Source organism: Saccharopolyspora erythraea (assembly GCF_018141105.1).
Classification (GTDB): domain Bacteria; phylum Actinomycetota; class Actinomycetes; order Mycobacteriales; family Pseudonocardiaceae; genus Saccharopolyspora_D; species Saccharopolyspora_D erythraea_A.
This window is the reverse complement of sequence record NZ_CP054839.1, coordinates 3,018,341-3,035,315: the sequence shown is the minus strand read 5'-3', so window position 1 is coordinate 3,035,315 and position 16,975 is coordinate 3,018,341. Positions and strand designations below refer to the sequence as shown.

Annotated in this window: 16 protein-coding genes; 4 read left to right on the top strand and 12 right to left on the bottom strand. The window is 66.7% G+C overall.

Features of this window, described 5'->3' with window-relative positions; genetic code table 11:
* Window positions 1-14: 14 nt before the first annotated feature.
* The 3 genes from HUO13_RS14195 to HUO13_RS14185 all read right to left on the bottom strand — a co-directional run bounded on the left by HUO13_RS14195 (window position 15) and on the right by HUO13_RS14185 (window position 3,065).
* Complete coding sequence (locus HUO13_RS14195) at window positions 15-1,256, bottom strand: alkene reductase (protein WP_211901837.1); 1,242 nt, start codon at window positions 1,254-1,256, stop codon at window positions 15-17.
* 162 nt (window positions 1,257-1,418) lie between these two features.
* A complete protein-coding gene (locus HUO13_RS14190) occupies window positions 1,419-1,796 on the bottom strand; it encodes a MerR family transcriptional regulator (RefSeq protein ID WP_211901836.1) in 378 nt (125 codons plus the stop codon).
* A gap of 60 nt (window positions 1,797-1,856) precedes the next feature.
* A complete protein-coding gene (locus HUO13_RS14185) occupies window positions 1,857-3,065 on the bottom strand; it encodes an acyl-CoA dehydrogenase family protein (protein ID WP_211901835.1) in 1,209 nt (402 codons plus the stop codon).
* A gap of 373 nt (window positions 3,066-3,438) precedes the next feature.
* Here HUO13_RS14185 and HUO13_RS14180 point away from each other — a divergent pair, with 373 nt between their 5' ends.
* Both HUO13_RS14180 and HUO13_RS14175 read left to right on the top strand, forming a co-directional pair.
* Entirely contained in the window at window positions 3,439-3,777 is a 339-nt protein-coding gene (locus HUO13_RS14180) for a DUF485 domain-containing protein (protein WP_211901834.1), read from the top strand.
* Window positions 3,778-3,830: 53 nt separating this feature from the next.
* The gene (locus HUO13_RS14175) at window positions 3,831-5,372 is read left to right on the top strand and encodes a solute symporter family protein (protein WP_211901833.1); all 1,542 of its coding nucleotides are present in this window, start codon (window positions 3,831-3,833) and stop codon (window positions 5,370-5,372) included.
* A gap of 335 nt (window positions 5,373-5,707) precedes the next feature.
* Here HUO13_RS14175 and HUO13_RS14170 read toward each other — a convergent pair whose 3' ends face one another.
* Window positions 5,708-7,369 carry an acyl-CoA carboxylase subunit beta gene (locus HUO13_RS14170; RefSeq protein ID WP_211901832.1) on the bottom strand — a complete coding sequence of 554 codons (1,662 nt, stop codon included), beginning with the start codon at window positions 7,367-7,369 and terminating at the stop codon, window positions 5,708-5,710.
* On the opposite strand from HUO13_RS14170, the gene HUO13_RS14165 reads away from it, so the two are divergent.
* Complete coding sequence (locus HUO13_RS14165; protein ID WP_211901831.1) at window positions 7,362-7,691, top strand: EthD family reductase; 330 nt, start codon at window positions 7,362-7,364, stop codon at window positions 7,689-7,691. The two genes, HUO13_RS14170 and HUO13_RS14165, sit on opposite strands and share 8 nt — an antisense overlap.
* A gap of 8 nt (window positions 7,692-7,699) precedes the next feature.
* Window positions 7,700-8,173, top strand: coding sequence for a MaoC/PaaZ C-terminal domain-containing protein (locus HUO13_RS14160; protein WP_249125123.1), 474 nt, complete (start codon window positions 7,700-7,702; stop codon window positions 8,171-8,173).
* Between the two features lie 56 nt (window positions 8,174-8,229).
* On the opposite strand, the gene HUO13_RS14155 is transcribed toward HUO13_RS14160, so the two are convergent.
* From HUO13_RS14155 to HUO13_RS14120, 8 genes are all read right to left on the bottom strand, one after another.
* Window positions 8,230-8,688 carry a MaoC family dehydratase gene (locus HUO13_RS14155; protein WP_211901829.1) on the bottom strand — a complete coding sequence of 153 codons (459 nt, stop codon included), beginning with the start codon at window positions 8,686-8,688 and terminating at the stop codon, window positions 8,230-8,232.
* Entirely contained in the window at window positions 8,685-9,584 is a 900-nt protein-coding gene (locus HUO13_RS14150) for an HpcH/HpaI aldolase/citrate lyase family protein (RefSeq protein WP_211901828.1), read from the bottom strand. Before HUO13_RS14150 ends, HUO13_RS14155 begins: the two co-directional genes overlap by 4 nt.
* A 49-nt stretch (window positions 9,585-9,633) precedes the next feature.
* Window positions 9,634-11,415: an acetyl-CoA carboxylase biotin carboxylase subunit gene (locus HUO13_RS14145; protein ID WP_211901827.1), complete on the bottom strand. Its 1,782-nt coding sequence runs from the start codon at window positions 11,413-11,415 to the stop codon at window positions 9,634-9,636.
* A 178-nt stretch (window positions 11,416-11,593) separates the two neighbouring features.
* Entirely contained in the window at window positions 11,594-12,214 is a 621-nt protein-coding gene (locus HUO13_RS14140; protein WP_211901826.1) for a TetR/AcrR family transcriptional regulator, read from the bottom strand.
* Between the two features lie 201 nt (window positions 12,215-12,415).
* On the bottom strand, window positions 12,416-13,285 hold the full coding sequence (locus HUO13_RS14135; protein WP_211901825.1) for a fumarylacetoacetate hydrolase family protein: 870 nt from the start codon (window positions 13,283-13,285) through the stop codon (window positions 12,416-12,418).
* A gap of 44 nt (window positions 13,286-13,329) precedes the next feature.
* Window positions 13,330-14,094, bottom strand: a complete 765-nt coding sequence (locus tag HUO13_RS14130) for an SDR family NAD(P)-dependent oxidoreductase (RefSeq protein ID WP_211901824.1) — start codon at window positions 14,092-14,094, stop codon at window positions 13,330-13,332.
* 150 nt (window positions 14,095-14,244) lie between these two features.
* Window positions 14,245-15,768 carry a class I adenylate-forming enzyme family protein gene (locus tag HUO13_RS14125; RefSeq protein ID WP_211901823.1) on the bottom strand — a complete coding sequence of 508 codons (1,524 nt, stop codon included), beginning with the start codon at window positions 15,766-15,768 and terminating at the stop codon, window positions 14,245-14,247.
* Between the two features lie 105 nt (window positions 15,769-15,873).
* Window positions 15,874-16,608, bottom strand: coding sequence for an SDR family NAD(P)-dependent oxidoreductase (locus HUO13_RS14120; RefSeq protein ID WP_211901822.1), 735 nt, complete (start codon window positions 16,606-16,608; stop codon window positions 15,874-15,876).
* Between the last annotated feature and the right edge of the window lie 367 nt (window positions 16,609-16,975).

The window sequence follows — 16,975 nt, the reverse complement described above, 5'->3', positions numbered from 1 at the left end:
CCTAGTGAACCATGTCAGGCCAGCAGACCTTCTTCACGGAGTCGCCGCACAGCCCAGTGGTGGGGCCAGGATTCGAGAGAGAAGTCGGCGTCGGACGCCTTGTAGGGAACCGACTCCCCGGTGCTTTCGATCTGGTCCCGCAGTTCCGCGTATCGGCGCTCTGCCGCCAGCGAGGGGTAGTCGGTGTAACCGCGTTCGTCGCCCCCGTAGAGGGTCTCCCGTTGCGGCTCGCTGAGTCGTGCACCTTCGGCGAATCGGCGAGGAAGGTCGGGGTTGGCGATGAAGAGGCGCCCGAAAGCGACAGCGTCCGCACGCCCGTCCCGAAGCGCCTTCCCGGCTGTCATCCGGTCGAAGTTGCCCGCAGCGATGAGTGTCCCCGGATAGCGCTTCCGAACCCAGGCGCTGTCGATCGCGTCCGCAGACCTCTGCACGGACTGCGCACCTGAGATGCCCGGTTCGACGAGATGCAGGTAGGCCAGGCCGAGCGGCGACACTGCGCGGAGGACATGGTTGAACAACGCGGTGGGGTCGGAGTCAGCCATGTCCTGGAACGTGCTGCTCGGCGACAGGCGCAGTCCCACCCGGTCGGCCCCGGCCACACCGATGAGAACGTCCAGGACTTCCAGCAGCAGGCGTGCGCGGTGCTCGATCGACCCTCCGTACCGATCCGTGCGCTGGTTGGCACTGTCCTGCAGGAACTGGTCGATCAGGTATCCGTTCGCCCCGTGCAGTTCGACGCCGTCGAACCCGGCACGGAGAGCGTTTTCGGCAGCGTGGCGATACTGCGCGACGATGCCCGGGATCTCCTCGGTCTCCAGCGCGCGCGGAGTCACGTACGGCACGCGCCCATCACGTGCGAAGGTCTTGCCCTGGATCGCGACCGCGGAAGGCCCGGCGGGCGTCTTGCCTCCGGGTTGCAATGAAGGGTGCGACGCCCTGCCCGTGTGCCAGAGCTGGGCCACGATCCGGCCGCCTGCGTCGTGCACCGCATCGGTGACCGGCCTCCACCCGTCGACCTGCTCGTCGCTCCACACCCCGGGAACGAAGGGATTTCCCACTGCTTCGGGCGAAATGCAGATCCCCTCCGAAACGATCAGTCCCGCGGACGCACGCTGCGCGTAGTACAACGGCGCGGCGGTGCCCGGACGTCCATCCGGCAACGCACGACTGCGCGTCAGCGGTGCCATGACGATGCGGTTCGGCATAGCCAGCGAACCCAGCTCGATGGCATCGAACAAAGTGATTTCGGGCGACATTTTCTTCCTCACGTTTGGTTGGGTGAAACCAGCCCATGGAGGTCGGCGTCTCATGACGCATGGGCGTCTTTCGCGCCAGAGGGCACAGCGTGCACTCGAAGCTAAACCTTGACGTCGGCGTCAAGGTCAACGATCGCACCCGTGACGCCGGCCACCGCGTCATCACGCGGGATCGGCCGGCGCTTCGAGCACCGCCAAATACCGGCGAAGGGCGTTTCGGCTCAGCGTCAGGTAGTGGATCCGTTCCTCGGTCTCGCGCAGTTCCGCGGTGAGCATCGCCACCATGTCGACGTCGGGGACGGCACACGGTTGCGGATCGGCCTCTGGACCGCGGACGCAGGGAAGAATGTTGCGGATCACCCGCGTAGGAAGCCCTGAGAGCACCAGTTCCCGGATCTGCCTCACCCGGTCCACCGATCCCTCGGGATAAGTTCGGTATCCGTTCGCTTCCCGTACGGGGTGAAGCAAGTCCTGGCCTTCGTAGTACCGCAAGGCGCGCGTACTCACGCCGGTACGTCGAGACAGTTCCCCAATTCTCATCCCACACCTCACCGGGACACTCGCGAGGCAGGCCGCGTTCTCCCCGGCCTCGAAACACGGTCAGAACGACCGGGGCAGCCCCAGCATCTGCTCGCCCAGGTAGTTCTTGAGCATCTCGTCGGTCAGCGGAGCGAACGTGTAGAGCCGCGCGTCTCGGAAGTACCGCTGCATGGCGAACTCGCGGCTGTACCCAGCCCCGCCGAGGATCCGCATCCCTTGATCGGTCACTTCGGTTGCCGCTTCGGACGCCGCGAGCTTGGCCATGGCCGAGAGCACGTCTGCGCGTTCGCCGCTCGCAGCAGCATCCGCAGCCCGGTTCAGCAGCCCGCGAGCAGACTCGATCCGCAGCGCCGACTGCACCAGTCTGTGCTGCAATGCCTGGAACGCACCGACCGGCCGGTCGAACGCGTGTCGCTCTCCCGCATAGCGGACGGCCAGGACGAAGGCACCCTCAGCGATCCCCAACGCCGCCGCTGCCGCGTTGAGCCGTTCCTGGTTGAGGGTGGCAAGCAACGACCGGAAGCCCGCCCCGACTGCGCCGAGCAGAGCCGTCTCCGGCACCTGCACCTCGTCCAGCACGAGTTCACAGGTGTCCAGGCTGTTGATACCAACGGTGTCCAACTCCCGAATCCGCAACCCCGGCGCGGTCGTCGGCACCACGAACAGGGAGATCCCGTCCACACGAGATGGTTCCGCCGGCCCCGTGCGAGCCACCACGATCACGTGATCCGCGACCTTCGGCCCGGAGATCCATGTCTTGGTGCCGCTCAACACCCACCGGCCGTCGCTTCTCTCCGCACGCGTTCGCATCGCCGCGGCCACGTCCGTCCCGGCGTCCGGTTCGGTGAGCGCGAAGGCGATCCGCTGCGCGCCACCCGCCAGCGGCGCCAGCACGTCCTCCTTCTGCTCGCGTGTGCCAAGGGTCGTCAACAACTGGACACCCATGTACTGGACGATCAGGCAGACGGCCATCGATGTCGGTCCCGCGGCGAGTTCCTCGACCACAGCCACCTGGTAGCGGGCGTCCGGGTGAGCACTGCTGGCGGCATCCACTCCAAGGCCGACGAGGCCGGCTTCGCCGAGGCCGCGGTAGAGCTCGTGGTCGAAGGTGTGCGCCTCGTCGTGACTGCGGATCTTCTCGTCGGGCGACTGCCTGGAGACGATCTGACGGGCCAGCTGACGTACCTCCGCCTGCTCGGGGGTGTCGAGCGATTCATTGCCCGGCAGGCCGCCCGCCGCTTTCGGCTGCGATGTGTGCCTGGTGTCCATCAGTCGGCGAGCTCCCTTTCGTCGAGGTTTGACCACGGTGTTGGTCAGGCGGCCCCGGCGATCCTGAGAGCCCCGCCCGAGTGCGCGATGTCGGCCGTCGCCTTCCCAGCCGGCACGACGTGGGGCTCCCTCCCATGGCCGCACCTTGCAAACGTACAACCGTTCGCTTCTCATAGTTGCCGCCGTAGACCCCTCACGTCAACGCGCCCGCATGAGCATGCGCCACGCCGGCCGAGCCTCACGTCCAGTCTCTTAGCAGCACATAGTCACTGTTTCGATACACCATGACCTCCACGCCGCGACCCTTGTCAGCCGTGATGCGAGTCTCTACGTTAATAAACGAACAAACCTTCGTTCGTCAGTGAGGACAAACGTGAGACGACCAAGCGAGCAAGGCCGGGACCGCCCGACGCCGCGAGCCGACGTGGTGGCCCCGGAGCAGATGCGGGCGCTCCTGCGCGCTCGGCGGCGGTTCTTCGTTCCCGCGTGGGCGGCCTTCCTGACCGCGGCAGCGCTGTTCTTCGGCCTAGCCGCGCTGGCCCCTCAGACCTTCGGGATTCCGATCGCACCGGGCATGCCGCTCGGGGTTCTGCTGAGCGTGTTCTACACCGCGCTCATCTTCACGCTCGGCTACCTGTACGAGAGGCGTTCAGCGCACTGGGATGAACGGATCGCCGACATCCGTGCCGCGCACCGCGAGGTGGCGCCATGAGCACAGGCGGCTTCAACGTCACCGCGATCCTGGTCAGCGCCGCAGTCGTCGGCGTGACGCTGCTGGTGACCTACTTCGCGTCGCGGCGCACCGAGACGACAACCGACTTCTGGGCCGCAGGTCGCAACGTGTCCGGCAGGATGAACGGTGTCGCGATCGCCGGTGACTTCCTGTCCGCCTCCTCCCTGCTGGGCTACGCCGGGCTGGCTTTCCTGTTCGGCATGGACGGCCTGGTTTACGCGGTCGGTGCGACGGGCGCGTTTCTCGTCGTGCTGTTCCTCCTGGCCGAGAAGATGCGCAACCTCGGCAGGTTCACCTTCGCCGACGCTCTCGCCCTCCGCCTGAAGTCGCGGCAGACGCGCGCCATCGCGGCGCTGTCGACCTTGTCGATCGGACTGTTCTACCTGCTGGCACAGCTGGTCGGCGCGGGAGTGCTCATGGAGGCGCTGACCGGCCTGGGGTTCAGCACCGGAGTGGTCATCGCAGGGCTGCTCATGCTGGCCTACGTGCTCTTCGGTGGCATGCTCGCCACCACCTGGGTGCAGATCATCAAGGCCATCCTGCTGATGGCGACCGTGGTCTTCCTGGTGGTGCTGGTGCTGTGGCAGGTGAGCTTCAACCCCCTGGACGTCATCAGCCAGGCCACGCAACGCTCGACCCACGGTGCGCACTATCTGGCCCCCGGCCTGTTCTTCGACAATCCGCTCGACCTGATCTCGCTGGGCGTCGCGGTGACCCTCGCGTCGGTCGGCCTGCCGCATGTCCTCATGCGCTTCTTCACGGTGCCCGATGCCTCGGCGGCCCGGCAGTCCGGCAACTGGGCAGTCCTGCTCGTGGGGGTGTTCAACGTTCTCATCGTGTTCCTGGGCTTCGGCGCCCGCGTTCTCCTCGATCCCAGCCAGGAGAAGGCCGCGGGCTCGAGCGGAAACATGGCGCTTCCCATGCTCGCCCAAGAGCTCGGCGGCGGACCGGGATCCTTTGGCGGCGACCTGCTGCTGGCGCTGATCACCGCCGTGGCGTTCACCACGATCCTCGCCGTGACGGCCGGACTCGTGCTCGCCGCGGCAAGCGCGGTGGCGCACGATCTGTGGGCGAATGTCTTCCACCGACCGGAGTCCGAGGAGCGGATGGTCGGCCGCATTGCCGCGTGCGTCGTTGTGGGTGCGGCCATGCTGGTGGCGGTCGCGGTGGGCGACACCGCGAACGTCACGTTCCTGGCTACTCTGGCGACGTCGATCGCGGCGAGTGCGAACTTCCCGGTCCTCCTGCTCACGTTGGTGTGGAAGCGCATGAACACCACAGGCGCCATCGTCGGGGCCTTGTTCGGATTGGCCAGCGCACTGGCGCTGATCTTGCTCAGCCCCTCGGTGTGGCCCGGTGGCGAAGCGACGGCTCCGTGGCCGCTGGCCTTCCCCATTCTCCTGTCGGCGCCGCTCGGCTTCGCCGGCTGCTGGCTCGGAAGCGTGCTCAGCAAACGGGAACCCGGAGACGAGCAGCGGTTTTCCAACCTGCAGCTGCGCGGCCTCACCGGCATCGGATCCGAAGAGGCCCCGGCCACGCCTGACGCGTCGGTACCGGCGAAGACCGCGGAGTGAACGACCGGAAGCGGGTTGGGGGGGTGCACCGATCGTGAGTGCCCCCCCAACCCGCGTTGTTTGCTCTGCTCTCTGGCCGCGAGCAAGCGTGGCCCGTCTCAGGCTGCTGATCCGCAGCGTGTCACCGACTTCAACAGTGGCCGGCCAGCGCGGATCGGCCTCCGGCTTGCGAGATTCCAAAGGCATCTGCCCCTCGCGACGGCTACCGTAGGACCCGACCTGACGCGAAACCATCATGGCCACACCCCGCATCACACCAACGGCCAGCAACTACCGCCCACACCCGAAAAAGGGCGGCCTCAGGTGCTCATGAGGCCGCCCAAGCACGCATCGCGTCACACTGGTGTGACACCGTTGCGCCGCTCCGGCGGCCGCGTCGAGCGCTTGCGATACATGCGGAAACGCGCGATCAGTTCGCTGCGCAGTTCTTCGGCGGGAACAACGGCTTCCACCGCGTTCTCATTGGCGATCTTGAACACGTCGATGCCTTCTGCGTACTCCGCCTGCTTCTCGGCGATGAACCGGGCACGCTCCTGCGGGTCCTCGATCGCCTGGATCCGGTTGAAGTGGACCCCGTTGACCGCGGCGTCGGGCCCCATGAGCGCCGGTTTGGCCGTGGCGAGCGCGATCACGGCGTCAGGGCGCATCGGCGCGCCGGACATGGCGAGGTAGCCTCCGCCGTACGCCTTGCGCACCAGGACCGCGATCCGAGGCACCCGGCTCTCGGCGACGGCGAAGAGCATCTTCGCGCCGTGCCGGATGATGCCCTGCCGCTCCACCTCCGAACCGATCATGTAGCCGGCGATGTCGTCGAGGAACAGCAGCGGGACGTTGAACGCGTTGCAGATCCAGATGAACCGGGCCGCCTTGTCCGACGAGTCCGGGAACAGCACACCGCCCATGTGCTTCGGCTGGTTGCCGACGATCCCCACGGTCTCCCCGCCGAGCCGCGCGAAGCCGGTTACCAGCTCTGGAGCGAACAGCTCCTTGTACGGGAAGAAGGTCCCGTCGTCGACGACTGCGTCGATCAAATCGTGCATGTCGAAGACTTCGGATTCCCGCACCGGCACGATCTCGCGAACGGTACGCCCCGGTGCGGGTGGTTCCGATGCCACCGACGGTGGCGTCTGCTGCCAGTTCTCCGGCAAATACGACAACCACACACGGATGGCGGCGATGGCTTCCTCGTCGTCCTCGACCAAGGCGTCGCCGAGCCCGGAGGTCCGGCAGTGCATGTCAGCGCCGCCCATCTCCTCCAGCGTCACCTGCTCGCCGGTGACCATCTCGGCCAGTCGCGGCGAGCCCAGGTACGCGGTGGCGTGCCCCCGGACCATCACGGTGTAGTCGCACAGCGCCGGGACGTAGGCCGAGCCGGCCGGCGAGGGACCGAACAATGCGCACACCTGGGGAATCCGACCGGATACCTGCACCTGGTTGTAGAAGATGTTGCCCCAGGCGCGCCGCCCCGCATAGCTCTCGAACTGCTCATCGATGCGAGCCCCCGCGGAGTCGAACAGGTAGACCAGCGGCGTACCCGTCTCCTCAGCGATCTCCTGCATCCGCACGATCTTCTCGAACGTGCGTTTACCCCAGGTGCCCGCCTTGACGGTGTAATCGTTGGCGATCACGCAGACGTCGCGCCCGTCGACCTTGCCGACGCAGGTCACCACGGCATCGCCGGGAAGACCCTCGTCGAACCGCGCGAGCAGGCCGTCCTCGAAGCTCCAGCCTTCGTCGAACAGCAGTTCAAGGCGCTCCCGGACGAGCATCTTCCCAGCCTCGACCTGCTTCTTGCGGTGCTTCTCCGCGCCACCGAGCCGCGCCACCTCCAGCCGCCGCTCGAGTTCGTCGTGCACCGCGCCCAGCGGTGCTTCGCGCTGCCCTGCCTCGCTCATGCTCACATCCGAGTCGTCGGTCGGCCGTCGTTGACCGTGGTTCGCTTTCGCCAGTAGTGTAGCGAACGAACGCTCGTAAGTTAAAGAGGTGCAGATGGTCAAGGTCGTAGCGCTCATCAGACGCCGGGAAGACCTCAGCCGGGAGGAGTTCCTGCGGCGCTGGCAGAGCGAGCACCCCGAGTTCGTACGCGCTCTCGGTGGGGTGCTCAGGTACGTGCAGAACCCAGCGATCGCCCATCGCCGGGACTGGCCGTACGACGGTCTGGCCGAGTTGTGGTTCGGATCGGTCGAGGCCGTCAGAGCCGCATTCGAGGGGCCCGCGGCGGATGCTCTCCGCGAGCACGAGGAGTCGTTCATCGGCCGGCTGGACTGGTTCCTCGCCGAGGAGACCGCGGTTCCGCTGGAGACGGGAGTGGAGAAATGAGCGTGAACATGCAAAGCGTGGAGGCGGTGCGCGTCACCGGTCAGTCCGAACGCTTCTGGGAGGACCTCGCCGAAGGTTCGCTGCTGCGTGGGCCCGGTATCACGATCAGCGAAGCGCACCTGGTCAACTGGGCAGGCCTCACCGGGGACTGGGTTTCCCTGCACCTCGATGAGCAGTACGCGGCCGGGACGCGGTTCGGACAGCGGATCGCGCACGGCCCGCTCACCCTGTCGCTCGCGTTGGGCCTCATGACCCAGACCGGCTACTTCGGCAACGTCGTCGCCTGGCTCGGTCTCGACGACGTTCGCGCGACCGCACCGGTGCACATCGGAGACACCGTGCGGCCCGAAGCGGAGGTCGCCGCGACGCGACGCTCATCGAGCTCGTCCCAGGGGATCTGGACGCTCGCCTACCGCGTCGTGAACCAGAACAGCGACGTCGTCATGACCTTCCGCAGCAGCTTCATGATTCGTTGCCGTTAAAGACGGACGGGCGTGGTGCCGGCAACTCCGCCGGCACCACGCCCGTTGCCGGGAAGCTATGCCGCGGCGTTCTTGCGCTTCATCATGCCGGCTCGGCGGAGTCTGCAGACGAGCTCGTCGCGCTGGTTGTAGGCACGGTGCTCAAGGCGCACCACACCGCGGTCGGGCTTGGACCGCGACTCCCGCTTGTCCAGCACCTCGGTCTCCACGCGGAGCGTGTCGCCGATGAGTACGGGCTGGGGAAAGGTCACCTCCTCGAACCCGAGGTTGCCGAGGGTGGTGCCCAGCGTCGTCTCGGCGACCGGGATGCCGGTGACCAGCCCCAACGTGAAGACGCTGTTGACGATCCGCGCACCGAAGACGCTGTTCTTGCCGAACTCCTCGTCCAGGTGCAGGGGCTGCGGGTTCATCGTCAGCGTGGTGAACAGCAGGTTGTCGGTCTCGGTCACAGTCCGAGTCGTGGCGTGTTCGATCACCGCTCCGACTTCGAACTCCTCGAAGTGCAGTCCGCTCACAGCCGATCACCTTCCTTCTCTCGCGCTTGCTGTTCCAGCACGTCCGTCGCGTGCTCGACATGGGCCAGGTCGACGTGTTCGCCTTCGAACAGCACGGCGCCCGATCCGGAGGCCGCGGCCTGTTCATAGGCCGACACCAGCCGGCGATACCGATCCAGTTCGGTCTGGGACGGGCTGTAGACCTCGTTGACCACCGGCGCGTGTGAGGGGTGGATGATCACTTGGCCCCCATAGCCGATCCGGCGATTGGATTCCGCGAAGTCCCGCAGCCCATCGAGATCGGAAATCTCCTGCCACAGGCCGAGCACGACGTGGCGCACACCCGCAGCGCGAGCCGCGCTCACCACCTTGCTTCGCATGTACAGCGTTTCCTCGCCCTGAGCAGTCCAGGTGAACCCCAGCTCCCGCGCGGCGTCGCCATCGCGAGCCGCCGCGGCCATCAGGCTCCCGACCCGCGGCGACGCATCGGCTATCTCCTGAACGTTGGCCAGGCCACGTGCCGTTTCGAACGAGGGGATCAAGGCCACCGACCCGCGGGGCAATCCGCGCTCGATCTCCGCGGCGCTCACCAACGCGTCGAAGCGGACGACGTCGTCACGGTGGTAGAGCTTCGGCAGCAGTAAGGCGCTGAGCCCGGGACGGACGGCAGCGGCGACATCCCGGGCGAAGTGCTCGCTGTCGAGTGGGTTGACCCGCACGACCGCTCCGACCCGCGGGTGTTCCGCGGCCAGCCAGGCGATCGACTTCGCGACGGTGTCGCGCGCGGATTCCTTGAGGTCTTCGGGGACGGCGTCCTCCAGGTCGAGGATGAGCGCGTGGGCTCCTGCCCGGACCGCCTTCTCCACCCAGGCATCCTTGTGACCTGGGACGAAGAGCAGCGAGCGGTACGGTTTCATCACGTCCTCCGTGCTGGTCGTGTCGCGTCGTGGTGCGCAGCCGCGCTCGTCATGCCGCTTGCTCCGCTGGCACCAACACGGCGAGCGACGCTCCGGCGACAACGACGTCGCCGACCGACACCTCGACGCCTTCGACGGTGCCGTCACCGGACGCGATGACCGGGTTTTCCATCTTCATCGCCTCAACGACGAAGAGCACCTCTCCGGCGCTGACCCGGGCACCCTCCTCGACGTTGACCTTGACAACGGTCCCCTGCATCGGGCTCGTGACGGTCCCGGCTGAATGTGCTGCGGCTTTCGCCGTCCTCTTCTTGGGAGCGGTACCACCGGCTCGTCGGCGGGCCGCCGTCGGCGCTCCCGCGGACTGCCCCGCCACCCTCGCCGTGTGGAAGGGGACGGCATACCGGCGGCCTGCGACCCACACTTCGTCGCGGCACGCGTCGTCGGCCTCTTCTTCGACGTGTCCGACGTGGTCAGCGGGCGCAGCGGGCAGTTCCACGTCGGATTCCAGCCAGCGCGTGGTGAACTCGACGGCAGCGAAGTCCGGGTGTTCCAGCACCGCTCGCGCAGCAGGCACGGTCGTGGGCACACCCCGCACGGTGAATTCGTCCAGGGCCGCGAGCATGCGGCGGACGGCGGTCGAACGATCAGGAGCCCACACGATCAACTTGCCGATCATGCTGTCGTAATGCGGCAGAACTTCATCGCCGGCCTCGTAGCCGCTGTCGAAACGCAGACCGACCCTCGGCAGCACCTCCAGCTCGGCGAGCTTGCCCGGTGACGGGACGAAGAGCCCCCCGGCCGTGTTCTCCGCATTGATGCGCACTTCCAGAGCATGGCCACGCGGCTGCGGTCCGGAACCCGCAATGCTGAGCTCCTCACCCGCAGCGACCTTGAGTTGCTCGGCGATCAGGTCCAGCCCCAACACCTCCTCGGTCACCGGGTGCTCGACCTGGATGCGGGTGTTCATCTCGAGGAAGTAGAAGTTCTCGCCCTCCACGAGGTACTCAACGGTCCCCGCGCCGACATAGCCGACGGTCCGGGCAAGCCGGACCGACGCCTCGCCCATCGAAATCCGAAGTTCCGGGGACAGCCCCGGAGCGGGAGACTCCTCGACGAGCTTCTGGTGGCGCCGCTGGACGGAGCAGTCGCGATCTCCCAGCCAGCGGACGTTGCCGTGGGTGTCGGCGAAGACCTGCACCTCGACATGTCGCGCGTTCGCCAGGTACCGCTCCAGATACACGTCAGCGCGGCCGAACGCGCCCTGAGCCTCCCGGCGAGCCGACTCCAGCGCGTCTTCGGCTTCATGCTCCGAATGCACCAGCCGCATCCCCCGGCCACCGCCACCATAGGACGCCTTGATCGCGATCGGATAGCCGTGGGCCGCGCCGAAATCGACCACTTCCCGCGCCGACTCGACCGCACCAGCGCTGCCGGGAACCTGCGGAACATCCGCCTTCAGTGCGACCGCTCGCGCGGCGACCTTCTCGCCCATCACCTCGATCGCGTCCGCCGGAGGACCGATGAACACCAGCCCCGCATCGGCGACCGCGCGTGCGAACTCCGCACTTTCGGCGAGAAACCCGTACCCGGGGTGAATCGCATCCGCCCCGGACTCCTTGGCGGCCTGGAGCAACTTGCCGATGTCCAGGTAGCTCTCCGCAGCCGCGGTCCCGCCGAGCGCCACGGCCTCATCGGCAACACGCACGTGCAACGAGGACGCATCAGGGTCGGAATGCACAGCCACGGCCGTCAGACCGAGTTCGGCGCACGTGCGTATCACCCGTACCGCGATCTCACCCCGGTTGGCCACCAGCACCTTGGAGAACATCAGCCGCCTCTCGACTTCCGCACACCGCCCGACCGCAGCGCGGAGCTGTCACGTAGGGCTATACGAACTATCGTTTGTTTTTCTCAACCTACGCGGCAGCGGGACACGGGTCAAGAAGAGCTCGCGCGAGCCGGACCACCCGGCGCGGACGGCTGGCAGGCGGCCGGCAGCCGCGGTGTCAGCTTGCCGCGCGCGCCTCGCGGATCTCCGATTCGGCTACGCCCAACTGCCGGAGGGCCATCACCGTGTATGTCTCGACGATCTCGTCCAGCGACATCGCCCCCTTGGGGCGGTACCAGCTGGCGACGTGAGTGCCCATCGCGACGATGGCGTAGGCCTGCAGCCGCGGGTCCAGGACGTCGGCACGCCCTTCCTGGTCGGCCCTCTCGATCAGGTCTCGGAACATCTGCTCGTAGTCGTCGCGCTGCGAGACCACCTTGTTGCGGTCCTTCTTGGACAGCGAGCGGAGTTCGGAATTGCCGATGAAGACTTCCCGCGCGCGCTGCGCGTGGAACCGGATGTGGCAGTCGATCGCCGCTCGCAGCGCGTCGATCACGTCGGCGTGGGAGTTCGCCACGGCCTTCTGAGCAGCCAGCAGGTCGGCCATGATGCCGGTCATCAGACTGCGGAGAAGATCTTCCTTCCCGCTGATGTGGTTGTACAGGCTCCCGACCTGGATACCCACCTTCTGGGCCACCTGGCGCAGCGTCGTCGCCTCGTAGCCGTGCTGGTAGAACAGCTCCGCCGCGGCCTCCTGGATCGCGTCGGCTGTGCGGACGCCGCCTGCGGGGCGTGGCATGCTCGTGCTCCGATCACTCGTCGTGCTTCCTGCGTAGCGCTGTCGGCGACCGGGTCGTCCGCACGCGACCACACTACGGCGGAGCCGGCCGCGCCCACGCTCACGACCTCATGATACTCCACGAACGTTCGTTTTCTGCGCGAACCCGCAGAGCCACGGCGAACGAGCGTTCGACAATACAGGCTGGCCCTGAACGTGGCCCTAGGCATCGATCGGGAGAGCTTCCTCGGCGGAGATGGGGTTGCGCAGCACGCCGATCTTGTCGACGTCGACTTCGCAGACGTCGCCCGGTCGCATCCACAGGGGTGGCTCCCGCCGGCTGCCCACCCCGCTGGGCGTGCCGGTGGCGATGACATCACCCGGCCGCAGGGTGGTCCACGTCGAGCAGTAGGCCACGATTTCGGCGATCGAGTACGTCAGGTCCGAAAGTTCGGCCTGCTGCACCACGGTGCCGTTGAGCCTGGTGGTCAGTTTCGCGTCCGGGATGCTCCCGAACTCATCCGGCGTGACGAGCCAGGGCCCGACCGCGCCCGTCGCGGGGAAGTTCTTCCCGGGGGTGAACTGGTGGGTGTGCGCCTGGAAGTCCCGCAGCGATCCGTCGTTGAAGCAGGTGTATCCCGCCACGTACTCGAGCGCGCGGTCCTGGGGAACTCGCCGGCACGGCTCGCCGATGATCACGGCCAGCTCGCCCTCGTAGTCGAATTGCGCGCTGTCGCTGGGCTTGATCAAGGGCGATCCGTGGCCAGTCAGGCTGTCGGCGAACCGGACGAAGATCACCGGGTGCTCGGTGCGCGGCCGGCCGGTTTCGAAACGATGCCCCTCGTAGTTCAAGCCCACGCAGAGGATCTTGCCCGGATCGACCACGACCGGTAGCAGCCGAACATCCGCCAGCGCGTGGTCCGCAGGAAGCCCCGTCGACTTCGCGGCGATGTTCGTCAAGTCGCCCTCCTGCAGCGCCGAGAGCAACGTCGGCCAGCCCAGTTCCGATCGGCAGCCGAGATCGACGACTCCGTCCTCGTTCACCACGCCCCAGGACTCGCGCCCATCGACGGAAAAGGACAGCAGTTTCACAAGGGCTCCTTCGCGGCAGAACATATCTCGGGTCGTGGTGCGGTTCAGTCGTTGACGTAGCGGAAAACGGCGGTCGCGCCACCGTCGACGACCAGGTTCTGCCCGTTGACCATGGCCGCCTTCTCGCTGGACAGGAAGTCGATCGCGTGGACGATGTCGTCAGTAGCCGCGATTCGGTTCACAGGGGTCTTCTGCAGGAACATCGGCTTGGAGGACTGGTCCATCATCGGCGTGTCCATCGCGCCTGGAGAAACGGCGTTCACCGTCACGCCGCTCCCCCAGAAGTCGATCAGAAGTGACCGGGTGAGGTTGACGACGCCGGCCTTGGATGCCGCGTAGGCGGGGAAAGGGTAGCCGGTGGTTCCCGCGATCGACGCCACGTTGACGATCCTGCCCGATCGCCCGGCAGCGCGGAGGTCGTCAGCGAATATGCGGATCACCGCGTAGGTCCCGGACAGGTTGACGTCCACGACTCCGCGGAACGCCTCGGCCGGAAGCTCCACCATCGGCCTGCGGTCCAGCACTCCAGCGATGTTGAGCAGGACGTGCACGGGACCCAGTGCGGCCACGACGTCGTCACGGAAACGCGAAACGTCACGCTCGTCGGCGATGTCGACCGCGAACGCATGCGCCTGACCTCCCTGCTCCACCAACGCCTCCGCCGTTGCCGCGGCCGCTTCGACCGCCACGTCCGCGCACGCGACCTTGGCGCCGTGCAGGGCGAAATGGCGAGCCACCGCAGCCCCGAGGCCACCGCCTGCACCTGTGACAACAATCCCTCTACCGCGATACGACATGCCTTCCTCCAACGACGATCTCCTTGCCGAGCGCTCCACTGCAGCGCATGCGGCCCGAGCTGAACACGACAGTCGACACGGCTTCGCGGAGAAGGATTCGATGACGCACCGCAGCCGCACAGTGGATGCGGAAGACGGTGCCCCGGCCGAGCACCGGAATGCTCACCAGTTCAACTGGTCCCTCAGGTTCCGTTTCAGCAGCTTGCCGGCCGGCGTCCTCGGCAGACTCCCGGCCTCGAGGAACGCCACGTGCTTGGGCACCTTGTAGCCGGCCAGATGGCGCCGGACGAAGTCCTGCACACCGGCTTCGGTCAGCTCATGCCCCGGACGCAGCGAAACGATCGCCCGGACCTCCTCATCCCACTGGGTACTCGGCACACCGATCACGGCGGCCTCCTGAACCGCGGGATGCGTGTAGAGGACCTGCTCGATCTCGGCCGAGTAGACGTTCTCCCCGCCAGTCTTGATCATGTCCTTGGCTCGGTCGTGGAAGTAGAAGTAGCCGTTCTGGTCACGACTGGCGAGGTCGCCCGTGCGCAGCCAGCCACCGCGGAAGACTTCCTCGGTCGCCCTCTGCCGACCGAAGTAGCCGGTCATCAGGCTCGGGCCCCGCACGCAGATCTCGCCGACCCTTCCCGGCTCAAGCTCGTGGCCGGACTCGTCCTGGACCTGGGCCTCGACGAGCAGGTACTCCTTGCCGATCGAGCCGTCGACTTCGGCTCGGAGCATGTCGTGGGGCTGGAGCCGCGTGACCATCGGGCCCGCCTCGGTGAGCCCGTATCGGAAGTACAGGGAGGCGTCGGGCAACACCTCTGAGAAGGCCTGCTTGTCCGGCATCCTCAGCAGGCCTGCGCCGGAATGCATGGCCCGGAAGTACTTCTGGAAACCGTCGGACTCGAATGCTCCAGAATTCAGCAGCCTGCGGATCATGTTCGGCACGAGGAAGAGGTTCGTGATCCGTTCGGCTGAGACGATCTCGGCCACGGCATCCTCATCGAACTTGTGCATGAACACGCTGGTCTTGCCGGCCAGGTAGTGGGTGACGAACCAGCACAGCAACGCCGCCGAGTGGAACATCGGCGTGATGATCAGGCCTCGTTCCTGCTGGTGCTGGCCCAGCCCGCAATCGGCGTTCTCGTTGATGGCGTTGGCCAGCGCCGCTCGATGGGAGAGCACCACGCCTTTCGAGAAACCTGTGGTACCGCCGGTGAACAGGATGCACAATGGGTCTTCCGGGGAAGTGTCGAGCTCGATCGGGCCACCAGAGCGGAACAGGGCCTCGTACTGAGCGCCCTGGTGTACCACGTGCTCGGCAGAAGCGAGTTCACCCGTGGCCTCTGCTGCCGAGTAGGCGTCGCGGAAGGCATCCTCGACGAGGACCACCGATGCACGGGTCTCGTTCACCCCTGCGACCAGCTCCGGTGTCGACCACCGCCAGTTGTAGGGCACGAAGACCGCTCCCGCCGCGGCCGCGCCCAGGAACGCCTCGACGGTGAAGATGCTGTTGCCACCCAGGACCCCGACGCGGTCACCAGGTCGCACACCGAGTTCGGCCAAGCCGCGCGCCAGCCCCCACGCCCGGTGCGCGAGTTCCCCGTGGGACAGCCGTCCGCTCGCGTCCACCACTGCGTCGCCGCCTGGATTGCGACGCGCGTTCAGCCTGATCAGATCGGAGACCGTGCGCAACTGGTCCTCCTCTGCTACCCATGCTAGTTCTCGACAACGTTCCTATGCCGCAATCGGCGGTACCCACGTGGCTCGCATGGCTAGGCGCGGCCGCACTGGGCGCGGTCAGGAGATCGACAGCCCGCCGTCCACCGCGATGACCTGCCCGGTGACCCATTCGTCCGCGAGCACCAGCCGTGAAATCCACAGCGCTACTTCCTCCGCCGTACCGTCGCGCCGCAACGGAGTGGCATCCCGCCGCCTGGCCAACAGCTTCTCGATCTCGTCCTGCGACATCCCGGCGCTGCGGTAAATGCCGGTGAGCACCGGACCTGGAGCCACGGCGTTGACCCGGATCCCGTCCGCGCCGAGCTCGAGCGCCCAACACCGGGCCAGGTGCGCGACGGCCGCCTTCGACGCGGAATAGTGCGCATTGCTGGGCGTGGGTTTCACCCCTGCCAGGCTCGAAACGTTCACGATCGCTCCGCCGGCGCGCCGGAGATGCGGCAGGGCCGACTGGGTGACCAGCGTCGTTCCGAGGATGTTGACGTTCAGAAGGTCCCGTACGCACGCCGGGTCGACCTCGTCGAGCGCACCGACCAGGAAACGGCCGGCGCAGTTCACCACGCCGTCGATACGACCGAACCGCTCCGCGACGCCCTCGATGGCCCTCGTCACTGCAGCCTCGTCGGTCACATCGACCACACGCGCGTGGCCAACTCCAAGCTCAGCCATCGACTCGGCGTTCACGTCCAGGGCAGCCACCCGAACCCCTTGGGCCGCTAGCAGATCCACCGCGGCCCGGCCGATACCCGAACCAGCACCAGTGATGACGACAACCGGCCCATCCCGTTCTTCCACCGCACCTCCCAGCGAGCTTCAGCACACGGAAGGAAACTAGCAAGCGTTCGTTCATTTTCCAAGCGGCTGACGGCATCGACCCGGCGCCTCGACCGCTTCAGGGATCAACTCCCGCTAGTCAGACCACACAGAGATGTGGCTGCCTTCTGCTGGAGAAGCTCACCGAGCCGAGCCTCGCCACCCACGTCCGCTGCGACGACACTCAAGGCAAGACAGCACGTACGAGCGTTCGTACCAAAACTATGGCTCGGATCACGTCACGTCAACGCCGCACGATCGGATCCTTGACCAATGCCGACAGACTGCCTACATTCCAAACAATCGTTCGTAAGTGACTGCCCAGTCGCGCAGCGTGGAAGGGAGCGCT